Raw genomic sequence first — 14,845 nt, 5'->3', positions numbered from 1 at the left:
CCGGGCCCCGGCGTCTGCTGGGTTGTGCGGTTGCTGCTCTACAGGCGGGCCTCGGTGACGGCCGCGCCGAGGGCGTCCTTGATCCTCGGGCCCATGCGGGCGAAGCCGAGCTCCTTCATCGCGGCGCGGAGCAGCTCGTCGTCGGTGCGCTCGACGGCGTCGCCGTCGATCCAGCGGACCAGGGCGAGGAGTTCGGCGGGCGTGTAGGCGGTGACCGGACGGCCCGGGGTGAGGTCGGGCTTGCGCGGACGACGCGAACGCTTGGCGGGGGCGGGGGCGGGGGCCTCGGGGGCGGGGGCCGCCGCCTCGGGGGCAGGCTCGACTACGGCGACGGCGACGGGCTCGGGCTCGGGCTCCGCGACGGGCTCGGGCTCGGGCTCGGGCTCAACCACGGCGACGGGCTCGAGCTCGGGCGCGGGCTCCGGCTCCGGCGTCGGCTCGTTGTCGAGTGCCTCGCGCGGGCCGGCGGCCAGGGCCTGCCACGCGGTCTCCGCCTCGGTGCCGGCCTCAGCCTCAACCTCGATCTCGGCCTCGGCCTCGACCGCAGCCTCAACCTCGGGCTCGACCGCAGCCTCGGCCTCGACCGCAGCGACAACCTCCTCCGCCGGCTCCGCCGCCTCGGCCTCGCCCGTGTGGCGGCGGTAGGCCGCCTCCGTCGCGGTGCGGTCGGCGTGGGCGGTGGTGAGGTCGGCGAGCAGGTCGGCCAGGCCGGCGGCCTCCAGGCTCGCGCGCAGGGTGCGGAGTTCGGAGAGCCGGTAGAGCGTCCCCTCGTCCGCGGCCAGCCGGTCCACCAGGTCCGCGAGGTCCGCGAACGGCAGCGCCGTCAGGTCGTGGTCGGGCAGCAGGCGGCCGAGTTCGCGCAGCGCGCCGGCCAGCGCCTCGACCGACTGCGCGGTGGCCTCCAGCTGCGTGCCGTCGAGCGGCCGGACGACCGAGGCCGCGCCGGACATGGCCAGTGCCGCCCAGTCGGTGCGCTCGGCCGCGGCCGCGACCAGCGCCGCGTGCAGCGCGTCGCGGCGCGGGCGGTCCGCGACGGCCAGGAGGCGGGCCTGGGAGCGCAGCTTGCGGCGGCGTCCCCAGGAGAGCTTCAGCCCGCGCTCCTTGCGCCAGGCGCTGCTCGCGGTCGCCGCCGCCAGGGCGTCGAGGTCCTCCACGTACGCGCCGGAGCCGAGCGTCACGGCGGTGTCCTGGAGTCGGCGTCCGAGGCCGATCAGGGCGTTCGCCTCGGTGAGGGTGGCCGGTTCGCGCAGGTCCGACCCGGCGACGAGCCGGGTCGCGGCGTCCTGCGCACCGCTCAGGCCGCCGCCGCGCACCTCGGCGAGGACGGTCGACGCGGCCCGGGCCTCCTCGGGGCCGGTGACCGTGTCGATTGCGGCGTACCAGGCGTGGGTGTCGGCGGCGAGGGTGAATCCGCCCAACTCGGCGAACCTGAGCAGGTCCTCACGGACGTCCGGTCCGTGGTCGGGAGCGGGACCGGTCGAGCGGTCCTGGGGCGGTACATCAGCGTTCTGCACATGAAGCACTGTCATGGGACGTCCGGTTCGTGGCGGGGAAGACTGCGGCAGGGTGGAACGAGGTGCTTGCGGTAGGTCAGAATACGGGTGAGCGTTCGACCCTTGCACGCACCGGCCGCCCCGCGGGTAACTGTGCCGCCCCCGGCCGTGCCGCCCGCCCCGTGACACGCACCGCTGGGCCACCGGAGGGACTCGTCAGGGTGTCTCCCCGACGGCCGCGCGCACCGCGGCCAGGCACTGCAGCAGGTAGAGCAGGCTGAACACGGCCCGCTCGGTGTCCTGGAGGAACGCCAGGTCGTCCGGCGACGGCTTCGCGTCGCGCGCTCGCAGTGCCGCCTGGACGAGGGACTCGGCGTCCGCGGCGCCGTCCAGGAGCAGCAGCAGCGGCGCGTCGGCGATCGGCATGGCACCGCCCAGTTCGGCCATCGGGACGGACCGGGCGACCGTTGCCGCTGCGACGGCCGTGGCGGTGTGGCAGGCCAGCAGCAGGGTGCCCGGGAGGCCGGTGCTGCCGAGCCAGTCGGCCAGTTCGCGGGCCGCGGTCCTGCTCCGGTCGGTGCCGAGCAGTGCGCACAGGTGCGCGGTGAACGCCTCCACCTCCTGCCGCGTCACCTGCCGGCCGCCGCTGTGCTCGCCACCGTGCTCGCCGCCCTGCGGCTCGAATCGACCCATCTGCCACTCCCGCCCCTCGGCTCCCGGCATGACGAGCCGTCAGGAATCCTTCCAGGCAGGGGCGGAGAGAGCAAAGCGCGACTTTCTGCGTGCTGCCTCAGGCCGACTGCGCGCTGACCCGGCCGGTTGCGACGGCGTCCAGCAGGGAGGCGTGGTCGCGCTCGTTCTGGTCGGCGTACCGCTCGGCGAAGCGGGCCAGCGCCTGGTCGAAGGTGTCGCCGCCGCCGAGGTAGGCGGCGATCGCGATCCGGTCGCCCGACCTGGCGTGCGCGCGGGCCAGCGTGACCCCGCAGAGCTCGCCGAAGGCCTGCATGCCGCGCGGGACCATCTCCGCGGGCTCGGCGATGCCCTTCCAGTCGCGCAGTTGGCGGACGTAGAAGTCGCGGGTGCGGCCGTCGACGCCGTCGGCCCGCTCCCAGCCGAGGAAGATGTCGCTGGCGGCCTGCATCAGCCGCTGACCGCCGACTACCCGCTCGCCCTGGTTGCCGTACTCGCTGGGGCCGGTGTGCGCCGCCAGCACCGACTCGTCCGCCTCCTTGACCTGCAGGATCAGCGGGTCGCGGCCGTCCCGGCCGAGCAGCAGGGCGATCCAGCAGCGGGTGCCGACGCTGCCGACCCCGACCACCTTGCGGGCCATGTCGACCAGCCGGAAGCTCTCCAGCAGGCAGCGGCGGTCCGAGGCGAGGGTCCGGCCGTACCGGTCGAGCAGGTCGCCGAGCTCGGCCATCAGCGCCCCGCGCTCGACGTCCGGGAGCAGGTCGCCGATCGGGACGATCAGCGGCGGCGCGGCGGCGATCCGGTGCTCACCGTCGACCTCGCGGGTGAGCTTGGAGAACGCCTGCAGGTTGTCCCGGGAGCGGGCCTTGGAGACCCCCGAGGCCAACTTGCGCTGCCCGCGCTTGTCCAGCAGCCGGGCGGCCTGCGCCTGGAGCAGCCCGATGTCGATGCTGTCGTACCAGACCTCCAGGTTGCGCAGGCCGGCGTAGCCGCGCATCCGCTCGCGGTAGGCCCGGACGGTGGCCCGGACGATCGCGGAGCGCTGCCGGGCGGTGAAGCCGTTCTCCCGGCCGGCGATCACCAGGCTGGCGGCGAGCCGCTTGACGTCCCACTCCCACGGGCCGGGCAGCGTCTCGTCGAAGTCGTTGATGTCGAACATCAGCCGGCGCTCCGGGGAGGCCAGCAGACGGAAGTTGAGCAGATGGGCGTCGCCGCAGAGCTGGGCGGTGATGCCCGAGTCGGGTGTCGCGGCGAGGTCGCCCGCCATGATCGCGGCGGCGCCGCGGTAGAAGCGGAACGGCGACTCCGTCATCCGCCCGTAGCGGATCGGGACCAGCTCGGGCAGCCGGGCCGCCGACTGGCGCTCGATCACCGCCACCGGGTCGGGCCGGTCGGCCGCGGGCTCGTACTCGGCGTGGCTGCTGCGCGGTGCCCGGGACCGGGCCGCCCGGCCGAGCGCCACCCGCTCCGCCGGGGTCCGCCGCACGACCTCCGGGTGGTGGCGGGGCGGCTGCGGCTCTTCGGCGCGGCGGCGTACGGCGGCGGCAGCGGCTTTCCTGGGCACGTTCCTGGGCATGCGCGGGCCTTCCTGGGCGGCGGGCCCCCGGGATCGGCGGGGGCGGCCGGGACTGCCATTCTGCGAGCCCGCTCGGCCCACCGCCTCGCGGGTGCGGCGGACGGTGGACCCGTCCGCCGCACCCGGCGGATGGCCGGCTTACTTCCAGGCGTCGTTGACCGGGGCGGCGTACTTGTCGTTGTTGGTCAGCGGGGCCAGGCCGAGCGCGTCGTCGACGGTGCGCAGCAGGCCGTACTGGTTGACCCGGCCGCTGCTCTGGTAGCCGGGCTTGACGCTGTTCTGCGAGCCGAGAAGGAGAGTCGGGACCTGGTTGGGGTACCCGGGGCCGAAGGACTTCACGGCCGCCTCGTCCCAGGTGATCACCAGCAGCGAGCGCTGGGTGGTCCAGGCGGGCGAGTTGAGGATGGTCGGCAGGGTCTGCTGCAGCCAGGTGTCACCGGAGGTGATGCCGCAGGCCTCCATGTCGTAGCAGTCGTCGGCGGCGAACCAGGCGAAGTTGGGCGTGGTCGCGGTGGACTGCAGGTCGGTGGCCATCTGGGTGAGCGGCTGCATGTGGGCCTGGCAGTACGCCGGGTTGTTCTTCATGTCCGCGAAGTAGTAGAACGGCGCGTCGTCGGGGGCGTAGTAGCCGTGGCTCGTGGTGTCGCAGTTGCCGTTGGCGGTCTGCAGGTACTCCTTCCAGGTCTTCCCCGCGTTCTCCACCGAGTTGCCCAGGTGCGGGGCGTTGATGGTGGTGGTGGAGACGCTGTTGCCGGTCAGCCCGTACAGGCCGCCGGCCGCCAGGGCGACGTAGTTGGGGTCGCTGGGGTGCGTGGTCGCGTACGACTGGGTGAGCGAAGTGGCGCTGGGGAGCAGGCTGTTGAGGTACGGGGCCTGGGCGGTGTTGCCGATGATGTTCTCGTAGTTCTGGTTCTCCATGTAGACCAGGAACACGTGGTCGTAGCCGGGCACGGAGGAGGCCGGAACGGTCAGCGCCGGAGCCGCGATCGGGGTCGACAGGGTGAGCGCGAGGTCGTCGGCGTAGCCGTCGGTGGTGGATCCGGCCGTCCAGGTGAAGGCCAGGTCCACCCTGATCGACCGGGTGCCGGCCGGCAGCTTGCCGGTCGCGGTGCGCTGGAGGAACTCGGTGGTGCTGCCGCGGTCGGTGTTGGTCACCGGGGCGATCTGGGCCGTGCCCAGGGCGGCACCGGAGGCGCTCTGGAAGGTCGCGGTCAGGCCGACCCGGTCGTTCTGCGAGCCGTAGCCGCCGAGCCAGCCGGAGAGGTTGTAGCCGACCCCGCCGGTGTCGATGGCCGTGGCGGCCGAGGACACGTCAGCGGTCTGCGAGAGCCCGGAGTTGCCGGTCGCGCCGCCCGCGAAGAAGCCGGTGCCGCGGGTCGGCGAGCCGGGGGTGCTCGCGGTGGGGTAGCCGCCCGCCGCGCCGTAGCAGACGACGTTCGGCTCGCCGCTGGTGACCGTCCAGCCGGGGACCGTCATGCCGTCCAGGCCGTTGGGCGAGCAGATGGCGGCCGACTCGGCGCCCGGGTCGACGATCAGGTTGCCGCTGGTGGCGCCGCTGGGGGCGGGCACGGTCCAGAGCTGGTTGGGCTGGGCGTTGCCGCAGGTCCACAGGTCGATCCTGGTCCCGTTGGCCGAGCCGCCGCCGAAGACGTCCAGGCACAGGCCCGACACCGGGTTGACCAGGGTGCCGTTCGCACCGGCCCACTGCTGGCGGGCCTGGCCGTCACAGGTGTACAGGTCCGCGTAGGTGCCGGCGGAGGTACCGGCGGCGGTGGCGTCGAGGCACTTGCCCAGGGTGCGGACGGTGCCGTCGCCGGGCAGCGTCCAGGTCTGGTTCGCGGCGCCGGAGCACGGCCACAGGACGATCTGGTTGCCGTCGGCGGTACCGGCACCGGAGTCGTCCAGGCACTTGCCCGCGAGCCCGGTGATCGGCCCGCTGGCGGCGGCCAGCGCCCCCGCCGGCGCAGCCTGGGCAGCCGTCAGACCGGTGAGCAGGGCGATCAGACAGGAGAGCACGGCGGCGAGCGCGGGCACGCGCGAGCGCCGGCGCCTTGAGCTGGAGTGGGACATGGGTGAGACCTCTCGACGGCGCAGCTGAGGGAGGTGGTGCCATGCGACTCGGTGCAATGTGCCACCGGAGCCCGGGACATGGTGCCGTCAGGAGGAGGACGTGAGAGATCCGGGAGGCAGACGGTCGGTGACGATTCCACGCCCATGGGAGGGAACATGACAGGGCGAGCGGGACCCGTCAAGAGAAACGGACCCCACTCGCCCTGAGTTGGGGAACGGTCAGCAGTCGTGGAGCGAGAACTCCCCGGCACGCACGCCGTCGACGAACGCCCGCCAGGCGGCGGCGGGGAAGACCAGCGCGGGACCGGCCGGATCCTTGGAGTCGCGAACGGGCATGAGGCCGGGGAAGCCGTCGGCGACCTCGATGCACTCCTGGTCACCGCCGCCACCGCTGTAGGTGGACTTCCGCCAAGCGGCAGCGATGGGCGTGTCACTCATGGTCCGCACTCCTTGATCAATGCAATCAGGTTCCGTGACTCCACAGGCGACAACGCCTTGGTGCGCGCGTCGTTCCAGAGCCCGTGGTAGGTCTGCACGTCCTGCGATCCCTCAAACCAGCGCGAGCCGGACGGATTGTCCAGGAGCACGACATCCAGCGCACTCGCCGACGGAAAGCTCAGAATCACGTACGGTCCGGCCGTGCTTGCGTGAGCACCCGCACGAAACGGTATGCCCTGGACCGTCACGTTCGACAGCTCGGTCATCTGCTCCAGATGACCGAGCTGGTTCCGCATCACCGCCGCGCCACCAACCTCCTGACGCAGCGCGGCCTCAGCCAGGACAGCCCAAACGGTGAGCGGCTCCTCCGAGACGAGGCGCTGCTGGCGAGCCTGCCGCACGGAGACGAACTGCCCGATCTCCTCCGGCGGAGCGCATGCTCAGGTGCAGGCTGTGCCGCCCGGACCGCCGAAGAAGAAGTACACGTTCCATGGCATGGGCCCCTTGCCGAGCGCCGTGGTGAAGCAGTTCGGCGACGGCTGGGAAGCGGTGAGCGATGCCAGTTGGTAGCCCCCACCGGTGGGGAAGTAGCCGACATTGCGCTGATAGGCGGCAATCTGCAAGCCCTCTTTCGCGAATTCGCCGCTTCCCATCGGTGGCCACGCCGTGACATCGTCGACCTCACCGCCGAAGTCGATGTCCAGCGCACTACTGGCGAGCTGGCCGCCACGGAACAGCGAGGTCGGGTAGTACCCCACTGCGTTGCTCAAGTTGGTGCCGTCGAGATAGAGCCACCACTTCCCCGAGTTGAGGTACCAGGTCACCTCGATCTCTCGCTGCGCCCCGTGCGGGATGCTGACCGGGCTCAGGGTTCCACCGATGGCCCAGGCGGAACTTGTCTGAACGAATGCGGAGCACTCCAGGTTGTAGCAGCCGGTGTTCTTGTAGCCGTCGGCCGTCCAGTAGATGAAGAGGACCGGTTGGATGGTTCCGTACTTCGCCGGGTAGACCTGGGCGCCGCACTCGACGGTCTGCTCCGGTGACCCTCCGGCGAACCACTGCTGAGTGAGCGAGAACACCTGGGACCCGACCTTGGGAGCCCACACGTTGACGAAGCTGCTGCCACCGAGATTGTTGACCGTCTGATGGGCGTGCGCGTACTTGTGGACGCTCGCGGCCGAGTCAAGAGGGCTCAGCCGCGGGTGGCGTCCTCCCCCAGGGGACTTCTGGAAGAAGTTCCGGAGCGAGCCGTGTCTGGCCAGTTCTTCGAGCGTGATTCGGCGCATGGCTATCGTGCCCGGCGGGCAGGACATCGGGTGGCCGAACTTGTCCAGCCGGTCGGACCGCAACTGGGGCTGGATCAGCTCGCCGACGCTGTCGCCTCCGGATTCGGCGCCGGGTGGCGCATCAGGTGGGGCGGCAGGGCCCTCGGAGACGCCCCTGAGCGCGGGCTGGCTCGCAATGGGGATGCAGTCGAATACCTGTCCATTGTCGTCGACGAAGCTGTGGGCGACCTCGATCCCCGCATAGAGGTCCCTGATGTACTGCGTCATGGCAGCGAATTCCTCCGCGCCGACGGTCGTCGCAGATAACCTGCGCGAGAATTCGTCGTACCGGGCCGCGTTGACGGCGTCCATGAACTTGGCGAAGGTCGGAAAACCAAATTCATCGCTGATTGCCATGGTTGATCCTCCATCGGATCACTGCTGCCGGGTGCATGCATGAAACCATGGCGCGGCAGGGGAGCCGAGATCTCCGATGCCGGCGCCGGAAGCACGGAAAGTCTGCCTCTTCTGCTGCGCGCGGACTTCCGTTCGCCCACAAACGTAACTCCGAACCTCCATGATTTCCCGTCGGAGGCCTCTGGTCGTGCCCTGGCTGCCGCAGGTCGCCCAGGCCGGGCGGCGGCGTGCTGGTCGGGGCCGACGGGGCTGGTTCGAGGGCCATGGGTCGTATGCATCGAGCGGCTGCTGGACGTCGTATAGGGCACCACTGGACCATCACCGTCAGCAGATCCGAACCGAAACCCGCCCCGCTGGAAGGACCGTTCGTGCCCAAGCCCATCGTCCTCGTCGCAGACCCGCTCCCCGCCCACGTCCTCGCAGACCTCGAACCGGACTTCGACCTGCGGCACTGCGAGGGCGCCGACCGGGTGGCGCTGCTGGCCGCGGTCCCCACCGCCGCCGCCCTGCTGATCCGCAGCGCGACCAAGGTCGACCAGGAGGTCCTGGACGCCGCGCCCCTGCTGCGCGTCGTCGCCCGTGCGGGCGTCGGCCTGGACAACGTCGACATCACCGCGGCCACCCGGGCCGGGGTACGGGTCGCCAACGCACCGCAGTCGAACGTGGTGAGCGTGGCGGAGCTCACCGTGGGCCTGATGATCTCGATGGCCCGCACCATTCCGGCGGCCTCGGCCTCGGTGCACGCCGGGCAGTGGAAGCGCGCGGCGTTCCAGGGTGTCGAGCTGGCCGGCAAGACGGCCGGCATCCTCGGGTTCGGCAAGGTCGGCCGCCTGGTCGCGACCCGGCTGCAGGCGCTCGACATGCGGATCGTCGCGCACGACCCGTTCGTCCCGGCGGACGCGATGGCGCAGGTCGGCGTGCTGCCGGTGGAGCTGGCGGAGCTGATGCGCGAGAGCGACTTCCTGACCATCCACCTCCCGCTGACGGCGCAGACCCGCGGGATCGTCGGCGAGGCCGAACTCGCCCTGGCCAAGTCGTCGTTGCGACTGCTGAACACCGCGCGCGGCGGCATCGTCGACGAGTTCGCACTCGCCCAGGCGCTCAAGGAGAACCGCCTGGCGGGCGCCGCTCTGGACGTCTTCGAGGTGGAGCCGCCGGAGTCCTCCCCCCTGCTGGGCATCGACTCGGTGATCGCCACCCCGCACATCGGGGCCGGCACCCCCGAGGCGCAGGAGCGGGCGGGCCAGGAGGCCGTACGCGCCGTCCGGTTCGCGCTGACCGGCCAGGACGTCCCCGGCGCGGTGAACTGAGCGCGAGCCGGGGGCTACCGTGGCAGGTGCAAGCCACATCGTTCGAAGGGGACCCGCACCATGAGCCTGTACGACATCCCGCTGCACACCCTGGCCGGCGAGAAGGCCTCGCTGGGCGACTACAAGGGCCGCGCGCTGCTGCTCGTCAACGTGGCCTCCAAGTGCGGCCTGACGCCGCAGTACGCGGGCCTGGAGCGACTGCAGGAGCGGTACGCCGAGCGCGGTTTCACCGTGCTGGGCTTCCCGTGCAACCAGTTCGGCGGCCAGGAGCCGGGCAGCGCCGAGGAGATCCAGACCTTCTGCTCCACCAGCTACGGCGTCACCTTCCCGATGTTCGAGAAGCTGGAGGTGAACGGCGAGGGCCGGCACCCGCTCTACACCGAGCTGACCAAGGCCGCCGACGAGACGGGCGAGGCCGGCGACGTGACCTGGAACTTCGAGAAGTTCCTGATCACCCCCGAGGGCACGGTGGCCGCCCGGATCCGTCCGCGCACCGAGCCGGAGGCCCCGGAACTCGTCGCCGCCATCGAGGCACTCCTGCCGGCCTGACGGCGGAGCGCTGGGCGGGGCGGTACGGGGACGAGCATCAGGCCGTCGAAGTCCTGGCCGCAACGATCAGAGTTCCGATGTGCCCTTCAGTCGGGGCGTCGAGAACACCAGCTTCCGCCGACTCGAATCCGCTCCGCAGGAGCAGACTTGCCCACCTGCGGGGCGTGTACGAGTAGCGGTAGGTGTAGAGCGCCCTCCCGGCGAAACCGCCCTTGTACATGCCCTGTGGGCCGTAGGCACCAGGGATGGCGGGGGGTTGCGAGAAGACCAGGACGCCACCGGGGTTCAGCCGAGCAGCGATCAGGGGGAACAGTTTCAGCGGGTCCGTGAACCAGACGGCCCCGAACATCGAGTAGATCGCGTCCCATGTCTCGTCAGTGCCGCTGAGGTAGTCCAGCACCTCGGCGCAGTGGATCTGTACGCCGGACGGCCCCCAACGCTCAGCGACCTTGTCAACCATGACAGGTGACAGGTCTACGCCCGTGACCTTTACGCCCTGCTCCGCCAGTGTGGCCATCGCGCGGCCGGTACCGCATCCGATCTCCAGTGCGCTGGTCGGTGCCCCGAGCAGTTCCGGGCCGGGCCCGTGGTCGGCGTACTGGGTCCAGCGGAATACTGGCCCGGCGTCGAATACGTTGTCCTTGATACCGGAAGCGTACGTGTCCCAGAGCTCGCGCTCCGATTCGATGTTGTGCTGTGCAGGCAACGGACTTCCCTTGGGCGAGAGTTGGAGAGGTGGTGCCTCTGCCCCCAGGGGGCAGAGGCACCCTGGCGCCCGATCAGTGGCTGTCGGGGACCTTGTTGTCGCACGGAGCTTGGGGTCCACCTCGATAGTGACGACGTTGTCAGGGCCGAGCCGGTGGGACAGCAGGCCCGCCGTCCATCCCGTACCGGTGCCCACGTCCAGGACGCGCATGCCGTCGGCCACGTCCAGGTGGCGGAGCATCGTCGCCACCACCGTGGGCATGGAGCTGGACGAGGACGGGGTCTCGGTCCCCTCGTACAGCTGAGTGGCCAACGGCAGGTCCGAGGCGGCCAGTTCCGACCACCGGGCCGGGCTCGTCTCGAAGTCGATCCACTCGCCCCCGTGGTGGATCCGGGCCGGGGTGAAGCGGTCCCTTGGGAGGGCCCGGAAGGTCTCTTCCCAGTCGGCCGACAGAGCCCCGGACTCCCGGAGCCTGTCGGCGAGTTCGTCCCACGTCATCGCAGCCGCCTACTTCCCGGGCTTGGGCAGGTTGGTGGGCGGGGCGTCCCGGTGCCCGTCGTGCGGGGTGGTGTCGGGCGACCCCGAGTGCCCGCCGCCCGACTGCCGTGAACTGGTGGTCATCGCTCAACTCCCACGCCGATCGAAGTCATCGGCCAACACGCTAAGCGCAGGAGAATCGCCGACGAGTGCGTGATTCTCGAATATTCCAGAGCCAGCAGCGGAGGTTCGTGGGGATTCTCAGGTAGTTCCGAGGGCCCTGCGGCACCGCGTGATGACCCGGTGGGCACCTGGGCCGTAGACGGCTGCGCTGGCTAGCGTCTCCCAAGCGCGCAGGTACAGCGCCACGTTGTCCGCCTGGTCCAGCCACAGCTCGGCGTGCCAGTCCTCAACGATGACAAGCCGTTCGTCATAGATCCAAAACCCGTTAGCAGGAGGCAACTTGAGCAAACCATCGAACGGAACGATGCCCAGGGACACGGTGTCCAGCCCGATCACGCCGCTGAGCCGGTCAAGCTGCGCAGCCAGCACGGCCGGTGGGCAGACCAGAGCCCGCAGGGCGGCTTCCCACATGATGACGTGGTACCGCTTGCCCGGCTGGTACAGGCTTTCCTGCCGTCGGATACGGGCCCGTACGGCATCCTCGACATCACGCGGCGACTGGTGAAGGTCGACGTACGCGCTGAACACGTGCCGGGCGTAGTCGGCCGTCTGGAGCATGCCGACGATCATGGAGCCTTCCCAGGCACGCATGACGCCAGAACGCTCGTACTCGACCGTCAGCGTGTCCTGCACCGGTCTGTGCCCAGCGGCGAGCTGCCGTCGCCAAGAACGGGAGTGCGACTCGAACACCCGTAGCCTGGCCGCCAACTCCGGGGCTACATGCGGCTGTCCGACGCCCTCCGCCCACGCTTCAAGGTCGTCGTGGGTGGCCGTCTGCCGACCAGTCTCCAGCTTGCTGACCTTGGACTGTGTCCAGCCCAGACGGCCGGCCAGTTGCCGACCCGTGAGACCGCCCTCGGTGCGCAGCTCACGAAGCCGCAGACCGAAGGCGATTCGGGCCTGTTGGAAGTCGGTGCTCACATGCCGGACGGTACCTCAGTGCTGAATGCCTGGTGCGGTGTGGCGAAGTGCCAAGCAGCGTCCCGTACCTGGCAGGCACGGGCCACCTGCACCGGGTCGGTGATGAGCTCCACACCGGTCAGATCGTCGTCAGGGTCAAAGTGCAGTAGTGCGATCACGCGTGAGTCGGACAGCCAGGCGTCCTCGTTCGGAAGGCTCAGGCGGTCGGCGTCAGCACGCCAGAGGTACCGAATGTCCTCGCCGACGGCGCTGTTTCGCTCGGCATTGTCAAGCAGATACCGCTGCCCCGGGGTGGGCGGGTTGTCCATGATCCTCACCCGCTCGAACCGCTTGCCCCTGGCCACCTGCTCGCGGCGCGAACGGCACCAGGGATCTTCCAAGTCCCATCCGGCTGCCTGCCCGGCGGCGAACCGGCGGTAGGTCTCCGTCTGCTCGTCGGAGTGGTACCGGCGACGGGTTTCCAGCCGGAAGGCCGTGTGCTGGAAGCTCTCAAACATGCCGTCGAACTCATCGAAGCCGATCAGGACCGGCTCCCGGTCCACGTCGCGCGGCGAGAAGTCGGCGAGCAGCACGCGCGGCACGATCACGAACCCTTCGCCGGGCTTGATATTGCGGAGTTGGGCCACTTCGTCGGGGGCGGTCACTGCCTCCCCCTGCACCAGCACTTCCCCGGTCTCCACGTCTTCGTAGAGCGTCGGGCATCCGTTGTTTCCCGAGTTGCTTCCGATGTACCGCAGTCGTCGGCTCACGGCCGCTCCCCTCACCGTCGGACAGGCTGAATCAGGATGCCGTGGAAGCGCCGCAAAGCGAGCCCCGATTCTCAAATATTCTCCTGAGACACTCTGGAGTCCTATTCCAGAAATCCGGTGGCTGAGCCCAGCCGGGCCGCGGGGCAGCGTGAGATCTCACGCTGCCCCGGGGTGAGCGGCGGCCGGGTCAGAAGCGGACCGGGAGGGCGAGCAGGCCGCGGGCGCGCAGGGAGGGGCGGTGGTGCAGGGTGTCGGGTGGGGTGTCCAGGGTCAGGGTGGGGAAGCGGCGTAGCAGGGTGGCCAGGGCGATCTCGGTCTCCAGGCGGGCCAGTGGGGCGCCCAGGCAGTAGTGGATGCCCAGGCCCAGGGCCAGGTGGCCGTTCTCGCGGCGGGCGAGGTCGAGGCGGTCCGGGTCGGCGAAGTGGCCGGGGTCGCGGTTGGCGGCGGCGAGCGAGAGCAGGACGGTCTCGCCGGCCGGCACGGTGACGCCGCCGATCACCAGGTCCTCCAGCGGGAAGCGGCGGATCGCCAGTGGCGCCGGGCCGTCGTAGCGGGCGAACTCCTCGACGGCGGGGCCCAGCAGGGCCGGGTCGGCGCGCAGTGCGGCGAGCTGGTCGGGGTGTTGGAGCAGCGCGAGGACGGCGTTGCCGATCAGGTGGACGGTGTTCTCGTAGCCGGCGAAGAGGATCAGGAAGGCGAGCGAGGTGAGTTCGTCCTCGCTGAGCCGGTCCTCCTGGTCGCGGACCGCGATCAGGGCGGAGAGCACGTCGTCGCCGGGCTCGGTGCGCTTGCGGGCGATCAGCCCGGTGAAGAACCCGATCATCGCACCGACCGCGGCGCGGGCCGCCTCGGGCCTGGCCGGGTCCGGCGCGATCAGGGCGTCGGTCCAGGAGCGGAAGTCCCGGCGGTCCTGCGGGGCCACGCCGAGCAGGTCGCAGATGACGGCGATCGGCAGCGGCGCGGCGTAGGCGGTGATCAGGTCGGTGGCGCCGAGCGGGGCGACGGCGTCCAGCAGCTCGTCGGCGATCCGCTGGACGGGCTCGCGCAGCTGCTCGATCCGGCGGGGCGTGAACGCCTGCGAGACCAGCCGGCGGATCCGGGTGTGGTCCGGCGGGTCCATGTTCAGCAGGTTGGCGTCCAGCGCGGGCGGCAGCGCCAGACCACGGTAGTTGCCGGGCTTCGCGTGGCGCTTGTCCAGCGAGAGCCGGGGGTCGGCGAGCGCCTGGCGGACGTCGGCGTACCGGGTGACCAGCCAGATCGGCAGGCCGTCGGGGCCGGTGATCGAGTGCACCGGGCCGGCCTCGCGCAACCGCGCGTAGCTGCCGTGGGGGTCGGCGATCAGATCGGCCGGGGTGGGCGCTGACGGCTGCTCAGGGGTGGTGGTCCGCATGCCGACCAGCCTACGGAACGGATCCGGGCGGGATCGACCCAGGTCCGGGCCGGTCCAGCGCCGCGCGCACCAGCGAGGCGACCTCGGCGGCCCGCGCCTCGTCCGGGTAGAAGGTGCGCGGCCAGAAGAAGCCGCGCAGGCCGTCCCTCGGGTTGCGCGGCACCACGTGGACGTGCAGATGCGGCACCGACTGGCTGATCCGGTTGTTGGCCGCGACGAAGCTGCCGACCGCGTCCATGCCGTGCTCGACGGCGGCGGTCACGCGCTGCACCCGTGAGAAGAACGGCCCGACGTCGGCGGGCGGCAGGTCGGTGACCGTCTCCAGGTGCCGGCGCGGCACCACCAGGACGTGCCCGGGGAAGAGCGGCCGGCGGTCCAGGAAGGCCACCGCCACCTCGTCGTCCAGCACCCGGTGGGACGGTTCGGTGCCGGCCACGATCGCGCAGAAGACACAGCTCACCGGGCCATTGAAGCCCATCGCGCGGCCCGGGCGCGGTCGCCGCTCGGGCAGAAGGGGCAGGTTAGCGGGCTGCGGCGATTATCTCCCGGCGTTGAGCTGAGTCTCAGCCATTTCTCATCGCCGACGTGGACGTTGGCACACAGTCGATACC

14 protein-coding genes and 1 pseudogene are annotated in these 14,845 nt (G+C 70.9%); 2 read left to right on the top strand and 13 right to left on the bottom strand.

All coding sequences use genetic code 11. The features are described from left to right. Nucleotides 1-38 precede the first annotated feature (38 nt). From P3T37_RS30630 to P3T37_RS30600, 7 genes are all read right to left on the bottom strand, one after another. Nucleotides 39-1,514 carry a hypothetical protein gene (locus tag P3T37_RS30630; RefSeq protein WP_280727155.1) on the bottom strand — a complete coding sequence of 492 codons (1,476 nt, stop codon included), beginning with the start codon at nt 1,512-1,514 and terminating at the stop codon, nt 39-41. 195 nt (nt 1,515-1,709) lie between these two features. Beyond that, entirely contained in the window at nt 1,710-2,186 is a 477-nt protein-coding gene (locus tag P3T37_RS30625; RefSeq protein WP_280727154.1) for a hypothetical protein, read from the bottom strand. Between the two features lie 97 nt (nt 2,187-2,283). Next, nucleotides 2,284-3,759, bottom strand: a complete 1,476-nt coding sequence (locus tag P3T37_RS30620; RefSeq protein ID WP_280727153.1) for a DUF2252 domain-containing protein — start codon at nt 3,757-3,759, stop codon at nt 2,284-2,286. A gap of 138 nt (nt 3,760-3,897) precedes the next feature. Then, the gene (locus tag P3T37_RS30615) at nt 3,898-5,829 is read right to left on the bottom strand and encodes a ricin-type beta-trefoil lectin domain protein (RefSeq protein ID WP_280727152.1); all 1,932 of its coding nucleotides are present in this window, start codon (nt 5,827-5,829) and stop codon (nt 3,898-3,900) included. A gap of 219 nt (nt 5,830-6,048) precedes the next feature. Next, complete coding sequence (locus P3T37_RS30610; RefSeq protein ID WP_280727151.1) at nt 6,049-6,267, bottom strand: DUF397 domain-containing protein; 219 nt, start codon at nt 6,265-6,267, stop codon at nt 6,049-6,051. Next, nucleotides 6,264-6,686, bottom strand: coding sequence for a DUF5753 domain-containing protein (locus P3T37_RS30605; protein WP_280727215.1), 423 nt, complete (start codon nt 6,684-6,686; stop codon nt 6,264-6,266). The genes P3T37_RS30610 and P3T37_RS30605 overlap by 4 nt, the downstream gene beginning before the upstream one ends. Before the next feature lie 21 nt (nt 6,687-6,707). After that, the gene (locus P3T37_RS30600; protein WP_280727150.1) at nt 6,708-7,949 is read right to left on the bottom strand and encodes a neprosin family prolyl endopeptidase; all 1,242 of its coding nucleotides are present in this window, start codon (nt 7,947-7,949) and stop codon (nt 6,708-6,710) included. A gap of 368 nt (nt 7,950-8,317) precedes the next feature. Between P3T37_RS30600 and P3T37_RS30595 the strand changes: the two genes are divergently transcribed. Both P3T37_RS30595 and P3T37_RS30590 read left to right on the top strand, forming a co-directional pair. Next, nucleotides 8,318-9,259 (top strand): hydroxyacid dehydrogenase, encoded by a 942-nt coding sequence (locus tag P3T37_RS30595; protein ID WP_280727149.1) that lies wholly within the window; start codon nt 8,318-8,320, stop codon nt 9,257-9,259. A gap of 60 nt (nt 9,260-9,319) precedes the next feature. After that, the gene (locus P3T37_RS30590; protein ID WP_280727148.1) at nt 9,320-9,808 is read left to right on the top strand and encodes a glutathione peroxidase; all 489 of its coding nucleotides are present in this window, start codon (nt 9,320-9,322) and stop codon (nt 9,806-9,808) included. 37 nt (nt 9,809-9,845) lie between these two features. Here the strand turns inward: P3T37_RS30590 and P3T37_RS30585 are convergent, their stop codons facing one another. The 6 genes and pseudogenes from P3T37_RS30585 to P3T37_RS30560 form a co-directional block, all read right to left on the bottom strand. After that, nucleotides 9,846-10,514 (bottom strand): class I SAM-dependent methyltransferase, encoded by a 669-nt coding sequence (locus P3T37_RS30585; RefSeq protein ID WP_280727214.1) that lies wholly within the window; start codon nt 10,512-10,514, stop codon nt 9,846-9,848. Nucleotides 10,515-10,616: 102 nt separating this feature from the next. Further along, a pseudogene (locus tag P3T37_RS30580) lies at nt 10,617-10,775 on the bottom strand (rRNA adenine N-6-methyltransferase family protein); the annotation flags it as partial. Between the two features lie 477 nt (nt 10,776-11,252). Continuing rightward, a complete protein-coding gene (locus P3T37_RS30575) occupies nt 11,253-12,095 on the bottom strand; it encodes a helix-turn-helix transcriptional regulator (RefSeq protein WP_280727147.1) in 843 nt (280 codons plus the stop codon). Continuing rightward, nucleotides 12,092-12,844 carry a DUF6879 family protein gene (locus P3T37_RS30570; RefSeq protein WP_280727146.1) on the bottom strand — a complete coding sequence of 251 codons (753 nt, stop codon included), beginning with the start codon at nt 12,842-12,844 and terminating at the stop codon, nt 12,092-12,094. The genes P3T37_RS30575 and P3T37_RS30570 overlap by 4 nt, the downstream gene beginning before the upstream one ends. 187 nt (nt 12,845-13,031) lie before the next feature. After that, nucleotides 13,032-14,234 carry a cytochrome P450 gene (locus tag P3T37_RS30565; protein WP_280727145.1) on the bottom strand — a complete coding sequence of 401 codons (1,203 nt, stop codon included), beginning with the start codon at nt 14,232-14,234 and terminating at the stop codon, nt 13,032-13,034. A 10-nt stretch (nt 14,235-14,244) separates the two neighbouring features. After that, nucleotides 14,245-14,694: an HIT family protein gene (locus P3T37_RS30560; protein WP_280727144.1), complete on the bottom strand. Its 450-nt coding sequence runs from the start codon at nt 14,692-14,694 to the stop codon at nt 14,245-14,247. Nucleotides 14,695-14,845: the final 151 nt, after the last annotated feature.

It is taken from the genome of Kitasatospora sp. MAA4, assembly GCF_029893355.1.
GTDB lineage: Bacteria > Actinomycetota > Actinomycetes > Streptomycetales > Streptomycetaceae > Kitasatospora.
Note: the sequence above shows the minus strand (reverse complement) of the source record. Positions and strands in the feature narration are given on the sequence as shown.